Origin of the sequence: Dyella sp. (assembly GCF_035486915.1) — a bacterium.
Taxonomy (GTDB): domain Bacteria; phylum Pseudomonadota; class Gammaproteobacteria; order Xanthomonadales; family Rhodanobacteraceae; genus Dyella_B.
In genome coordinates this window covers 1-7,060 of record NZ_DATHMR010000066.1, presented here as the reverse complement: position 1 = coordinate 7,060, position 7,060 = coordinate 1, and the positions used below count along the sequence as shown (strand labels likewise).

At 60.4% G+C, this 7,060-nt stretch carries 6 protein-coding genes; 3 read left to right on the top strand and 3 right to left on the bottom strand.

All coding sequences use genetic code 11. The features are described 5' to 3' along the window. The 3 genes from VK725_RS05635 to VK725_RS05625 all read left to right on the top strand — a co-directional run. Positions 1 to 1,508 (top strand): sensor histidine kinase (locus VK725_RS05635; RefSeq protein ID WP_325317078.1); only part of this gene is annotated, 1,508 nt, incomplete at its 5' end. After that, entirely contained in the window at positions 1,505 to 1,951 is a 447-nt protein-coding gene (locus tag VK725_RS05630) for a response regulator (RefSeq protein WP_325317077.1), read from the top strand. The genes VK725_RS05635 and VK725_RS05630, both read left to right, overlap by 4 nt. Before the next feature lie 109 nt (positions 1,952 to 2,060). Next, complete coding sequence (locus VK725_RS05625; protein ID WP_325317076.1) at positions 2,061 to 3,650, top strand: response regulator; 1,590 nt, start codon at positions 2,061 to 2,063, stop codon at positions 3,648 to 3,650. A 103-nt stretch (positions 3,651 to 3,753) separates the two neighbouring features. Here VK725_RS05625 and VK725_RS05620 read toward each other — a convergent pair whose 3' ends face one another. The 3 genes from VK725_RS05620 to VK725_RS05610 form a co-directional block, all read right to left on the bottom strand. Further along, the gene (locus tag VK725_RS05620) at positions 3,754 to 5,187 is read right to left on the bottom strand and encodes a sigma-54 dependent transcriptional regulator (protein ID WP_325317075.1); all 1,434 of its coding nucleotides are present in this window, start codon (positions 5,185 to 5,187) and stop codon (positions 3,754 to 3,756) included. A gap of 79 nt (positions 5,188 to 5,266) precedes the next feature. Continuing rightward, entirely contained in the window at positions 5,267 to 6,331 is a 1,065-nt protein-coding gene (locus VK725_RS05615; protein ID WP_325317074.1) for an alpha/beta hydrolase, read from the bottom strand. A gap of 48 nt (positions 6,332 to 6,379) precedes the next feature. Further along, a partial coding sequence (locus VK725_RS05610) for a trehalase family glycosidase (protein ID WP_325317073.1) occupies positions 6,380 to 7,060 on the bottom strand: 681 nt, incomplete at its 5' end.

The following is a 7,060-nucleotide window of genomic DNA, read 5'->3' as shown; positions in this document are numbered from 1 at the left end:
GACTGCGCCAGCTCACCGCCGACGACCCTGGCCAACAGCATCTGGTCGAACAACTGGCCGCCGTGGAAAACGGTCGCCTCGCCCTGATGCACAAAGCGTTTCAGAACTACCAGCAAAATGATCGCACCGGCGCCGATCAGGCCATGAGCGACGCCAACGCCTTGTTCCGGGTCGACGAAATCGCGGGGATGATCGTCGACAACGCGCGGCAGCAACTCGAACAGCGGCAGGAACGTGCCAGGCAGCAATCGATCAACAATCGCCTGGTGCTGGCGGTCACGGCCGCTGCGCAGTTGTTGATGCTGACTATCGTCGTCGTGGTGTCGGAGCGGCAGATTGGCAAGCGCCTGCGCGCCGAGATCGGTGAACGCGAAGCGGTGCAGCGCTCGCAGCTGATCTTTCAGGCCGTGCGCGAACCCATCGCATTGCTCGACAACAATCTGTGCACATTGCTAGTGAATGCCGCTTTCAGCGAGTTGTACGGCGTGTCGGAGAACAGCCATGCCGAATACCTCGACGACATCGGCCAGGGCGCATGGGCGGACGAAGTGCTGCAACAACGCTTGCGCGACGTTTTGCTGCGCGACCGCGAATTGTGGGATTACGAGCTGACCCAGCGCACCGTCGACGGTATCGAGCGGCATGTCGTGATCAATGCACGACGCCTGCAGCAACAAGACAGCGCCAATCCGTCTCTGTTGTTGACCGTCAGCGATGTCACAGCACGTGCGCTGGTCGAACAACAAGTAAATGAGCTCAATCATCAGCTCGAAGGCAAGGTTGCGCAGATCACCGACGTCAACCGCGAGCTGGAAGCTTTCAGCTATTCCGTGTCGCATGACCTTCGCGCGCCATTGCGACATATCGCCGCTTTCGCGCAGAAGCTGGAGCACCATCTGGGCAGCGAGGTCGACGACACCACCCTCCATTATCTGGGTGTGATTCGCGACGCTTCGCGCCGCATGGCGCAGCTGATCGACGATCTGCTGGTCTTTTCACGCCTTGGCCGCGGCGCGTTGCGGTTGCAAGGCGTGGACATGCAGACCCTGGTCGAGGAAGCGCGCGTGCTCTGCGAGTCGGACGCGCACGGCCGCCACATCGTCTGGGACATCGAAGCGCTACCGGTGGTGGTGGGCGATGAAAACATGCTTCGCACGGTTTGGCAGAACTTGCTGGGTAACGCCGTGAAATACACCGGTCAACGCGATGCGGCGAAAATCCAGGTTTCCGTCAAGCGCGACGATGCGGGCAACTACGTATTCACGATTTCCGATAATGGCGCCGGCTTCGATATGCGTTACGTTGACAAACTTTTTGGTGTATTTCAGCGCCTGCACAAAGCGAGTGAATTTCCGGGCAACGGTATTGGTCTGGCGAACGTGCGGCGCATCATCATGCGGCATGGTGGCCAGGTCTGGGCGGAAGGCGAGCCCGGAAAAGGCGCACGTTTTCACTTCACGCTTTCGGCCATCGAACCGCCGGATACACAGCAGTGGTTATCACCATGAAACACGGTCCATTACGCACCATTCTTTTGGTTGAAGACAGCCTGGTCGACGCCGAAATGACCATGGATGCCTTGCGCGAAGCTAATCTGGCCAATCCCGTCATGCACGTCGAAGATGGCGTGGAGTGCCTGGATTGGCTCTACGCACGCGGCGCGTTCGCCGGCCGGGGCGAGGAAGATCCTGCGGTCGTGCTTCTGGATATCAAGATGCCGCGCCTGGACGGCCTGGAAGTGCTCACCCAGATGCGCGCGGATGAGCGTTTCCGCCGCACGCCGGTGGTCATCCTGTCCTCCTCGCGCGAGGAGAGCGACCTGATCCGCAGCTGGGACCTGGGCGTAAACGCTTACGTCATGAAGCCGGTGGATGTTTCGCAGTTTTTCCAGGCCGTGCGGACGCTGGGTCAGTTCTGGGCGGTGCTCAATCAGGCGCCCGAGCAGGATTGACGCATTCCGCGCCGCATCTGCGCGGGCGGGCGAAAACCCGGCTTTCGACCTCTTCCCCTTGCAACGCATTGAAATATGATGGGTGAGTTGACCGAGAAGGCCCAAGGGGATGCCGGACAAGTCCAACCATCAGAGATTGCTGCCGCGTATTCGCATATTGCAGGTGGAGGACAGCCCACTCGATGCCGAGCTGGTACTCACCGAATTGCAGGCCGACGGCATCGACTACGACGTACGTCTGGTCGATGACGAGCCTGCCTTCGTCCTGACGCTGCAGCAATTCAAGCCCAACATCGTGCTCTCGGACTTGAGCATGCCGGGCTTTTCAGGTCAGCGCGCGCTGCAACTGCTGCGCGACCAGAGCGTGGACATTCCTTTTATCTACGTCTCTGCCACGTTGGGTGAAGAGGCGGCCATTGAAGCACTGCGCGAAGGCGCGACCGATTACATCCTCAAACAGAATCCCGCGCGTCTTGCCAGCGCTGTGCGCCGCGCCATGCGCGAAGCGGAGGAAAAGCGCGCGCGTGCGCGCGCCGAAGCCGAGCTGATTCGCGTACAGCGTTTCGAAAGTCTGGCGATGCTCGCCGGCGGTCTCAGCCACGATCTGCGCAACTTGCTGCAACCTTTATTGCTAGCAGGCGACAGTCTGCAGGACTATCAGAATGATCCGCGCCTGGCACGCCTGGGCGCGCTGGTGCGCGACTGCGGTCGGCGCGGCATCGAGATGGTGCAGTCGATGTTGTCCTTTGCACGCGGTGCGCGCCGTGCGGAGCAGGTGCGCGTGCGTGGACTGACCGATGCGCTTTCATTGCTATTGCAGGGCAGCGTGCCGCGCACCGTGCATTTGGACATCGAGGTCAACGATCCCGAACTTTGCTTCGAAGGCAATCACACCGAGTTGCAGCAATGCCTGCTCAATCTTTGCCTCAACGCCATCCAGGCGATGCCCAACGGCGGCATCCTGCGCGTCGCCACCCGGAAAATACATCTGGACAACACGTTCTTCGAAGAGCACGAAGAAGCGATTCCCGGCGACTACGTGCGTCTGATCGTCAGCGACACCGGGCAGGGCATGACCGACGACGTGCGCAAGCGCCTGTTCGAGCCATTCTTCACCACCAAGGAAAACGGCACGGGACTGGGTCTGCTTTCCTGCCGTCGCATTGTCGCCAGCCACAACGGCACGATGCGTATCGATAGCGTTCTGGGTGAAGGCAGTTGTTTCGAGCTCTACATTCCGCTCGTGCAGCCCGCGCTGGATACGTCCGCTATGGTGGAAGGCGACACCACGTTGAACGGCAATGCCGAGCACGTCTTGCTGGTGGTGGAAGAAGCCGGTCAGCTCACGCTCTTGACCGATACGCTAGACACGTGGGGTTATCAGGTGCACGCCAGTCAGAGCGGCACCGCGGCGCTGCAATGGATCGAAGCGGTGAGTTTGCCCGATCTGGTCGTGATGGACGCCGACATGAGTCTTTTCACGGGCGAGCGCACGCTGGCGGCGCTAAGTCAGCACGGCTATCACAACGGCGTGTTGCTCTTGTGCCGCCCCGACGATTCACCGGCTGATGACAAGTTCGCGGTACCCGGCCAGCTTCGCCGGCTCAACAAACCGGTAAGCACGCGAGTGCTGCTGGAAACCGTGCGCGAAATGCTGCGCAAGGACGAGTCGGATCGTGTGAGCGGCGAGCTGGACTGACGCTTTTGCTCGTCATTCTTGCTTGACCAGCTTCGCTGTTGTGAAGCGTCTCGCGGGAATGACGGTTCAGACGCGGTGTGCTACCGGCTTGTGAGAAAGGTATCTAGTCGATCCCAAGCTTTTTCAGCTTGTAACGCAGCGCGCGGAACGTGATACCGAGTTTTCGCGCGGCGGCCGTCTTGTTGTAACGCGACTCTTCCAGCGCCTTCATGATGGCCGTGCGTTCGAGATTGCTGATGTAATCGTCCAGCGGCACTTCACCGGAAGGCGGGTGTGCCGCTTGACCGGTAGGTGGTGGCGCAGCATGCCCGCTGGGCATACTTGCCTGATGTCCATACATGGCCGGTGCGGCGTCCGAACCCTGCCTGGGTTGTCGTTGCGGCAACATCAGATCGCTGGCGTCGATGCGGTCGCCATCGCACATGGCCACCGCGCGCTCCAGAATGTTTTCCAGCTCGCGCACGTTGCCGGGAAAGTCGTAACTCTCCAGCGCCTGACGCGCTTCCGGCAGCAGGCGCACGGGCGTGCCGCCACTCTTGTTGGCCAGTTGCTTGAGTACGAAGTCCGCCAGCAACGAGACGTCGCCGCGGCGTTCGCGCAACGGCGGCACACGCAGTTCGATCACGTTGATGCGATAGAAAAGGTCCTGGCGGAACTGGGCCTGATCGACGAGTGCCGCAAGATTCTTGTGCGTGGCCGAAAGAATACGCACGTCCACCGCAACTTCTTCGCGCGCACCGATCGGGCGTACGGCTTTTTCCTGGATCGCACGCAACAGCTTCACCTGCATATGCAGCGGCAACTCCGCCACCTCGTCCAGGAACAGCGTGCCGCCGTGAGCGGCTTGGAACAGGCCCTCCTTGTCGGCGCTGGCGCCGGTGAAGCTGCCTTTACGGTGACCGAAGAATTCGCTTTCCATCAGTTCCGACGGAATCGCCCCGCAGTTCACCGGCACGAAGGGACCAGTCGAACGCGGCCCCTGTTCGTGAATGAGGCGAGCGACCAACTCCTTGCCCACACCCGATTCACCGGCGATGTACACCGGCGCCTGGTTGCGCGCGAGTTTGCCAATCGTGCTGCGCACCTGCTGCATGATTGTCGAATCGCCGATCAGGCGACTGCCCGCGCCCGGCGCAACCGTACCGGCGCTGGCGCCGGTACGCTTTTCCTCGGCCAGCTTCAGTGCCGTGCGCACCAGACGGCGCAGCATCTGGATATCGACCGGCTTGGAAACGAAGTCGAAAGCACCTGCCTTGAGCGCGGTGACCGCTGCGTCCACATTGCCGTATGCCGTGATCATGGCCACCGGGGTGTCGGCGTACTTTTCTGCGATCAGCTCGATCACTTCCTGGCCGCTGCCATCGGGCAGGCGCATGTCCGTAAAGCAAAGGTCGTAGGTGTGCTCGGCCAGCGCGGCTCGCGCCTCTGCCACCGTACCGACGGCATCGACTTTCAAGTCCATGCGTCCAAGCGTGATGGTCAGCAGCTCGCGGATGTCGCGTTCGTCATCGATGACCAGAACGGTCTGTTGGCTCATGATTCACGGGGCGGGTAAGGGTTGCCGTTCAGGATACTCGCCGCGCTTGCAAGTGGTAAAGCGCGGCGTGCCTATCACGTCATGGCTCGAGGTGGCGTAGGAAGAAATTCACGATTACTTGATATGCCTGCTTCGACTCGGGCAGCTCTGGGTCCGAAAAGAAAGAGTGCCACATACCCTCCCACACATGCAGTTCAGTTTTTGCGCCGGCTTGATTGAGCAGCTCGTCGCTGTAGATCACCGAACTCATCGTCATGTCGCGGGTCCCTGTGATCAGCAGCGTGGGCGGAAACTTGGCCAGCAACGTCGGGGATAGTCCGGGGAACACCAGTGGGTCGTTGGCTTTGGCGCCTCGGAAATAGGGCAGATCCGTGAAGCCTAAGAGATGCGCAGGCACTCCCTGGCCATTCAATACCGGGGCGACATAGGCAGAATCGCCCGTTATCTCGACCACCGAACCGCAGAACGTCCCAATGGCGCCGGGCACCGGCACTTTGTCGGCGATGAAGCGTGCTACCGCTTCGCCAGTGAGAAAACCGCCTGCAGAGCAACCATAGATGCCGATTTCCTCGGGCTTGTATTGCTTGAGCAGGGCACGATAGACCGCCTCTACATCATCGCTGGCAGCCGGGAAGGTGTGTTCAGGGCCTTGCCGATAATCGACCGTGATCACCTTGATCCGGCCGATGCTCGCGATGGGAATGGATTCGACCAGTCCGCCGCTGTGCGCACCCCACAGAAACGCGCCGCCATGCAGATTTACCAATACGCGATGCGCGTTCTCCGACGACACACCTTGCGCCGGCACCACGACATCCGTGCCTACTCCTGCAATCGTTTCGCTATGAATCTTGACGGGATAGATCTTTTCCATGCGCGCAGCGCGGTCGCTGTTCATGCGGTCATAGAACGCGCGGTTCTGCGCGATCGGAGCATTCAAGGGCGGCGCCTTGCTGCCCGCGGCCAGCATCTTTGGAAAGAAGGCGCGCGCTTCTGGCGATGCGAGGCTTGAATAAGGCACCGTGACGGCTGGCGACGTTACGGTGCCATCGGGCGTCACGCCTGGCGAGCTGTTTTGTGCCAATGCCGACGCGCCGATCGTGCTGCAGCACAGCGCGAGGATGGAACGATGTAGTGCACGCATAACGTATTCCCTCAAAAGGCCTATTCGCGGATCGGCGCTACGCTTGCATTACTTGTCCGCAGGCGCATGTGTTGGCATCTTGCCGGCATCGCCGTTCAAGATCTGCTGCATCTTCAGATACACGCCGTTGGTCCAGCCGAAGCCAATCACGTTCTGGCTGTAGCCGGCACTGACTTTCACATCCGCGTTGCCAAGTTCCATGTTGTATTTCTCGCGGATGGTTCCGTCTGCGGCAAAACTGCGGTCGATCGTTGCGTTGAATTTCGCCGCGATACGACGCGCATCGTCATGGAATCCGTAAGCATCAAGCCCCGATACGGCCAGCCAGTTGGTCGGTGCCCATCCAAACGGACTGTTCCATTGCGTGCCGCTGGGCTGATTGTCCATCGCCAGGCCACCTTTGAGTTCGAAGACAGGTAGCTTGCTGCGCACCGATGCCGCCTGCTCTGCAGACGCAGCGCCTGCCCAAAGCGGATAGAACGTGGTGAGGTACGGTGCGTCGGAGGGTTTTCCGGCGACAACGTCGTAATCGCGATACATGCCCAATTCGGGACGCCACAGGTAATTGTTCATCGCTACCTTGCGTGCGGCTGCTGCCTGAGTCCAACGTTTCACGTCATCGGCTTTGCCGAGCTGTTGCGCGAAGTCGCGCAGATCAAGTTCGTAGCGATACAAAAGGCTGTTGAGGCTGACATCGGCATAGTGATGGGTGGAACCACCGAATGGACC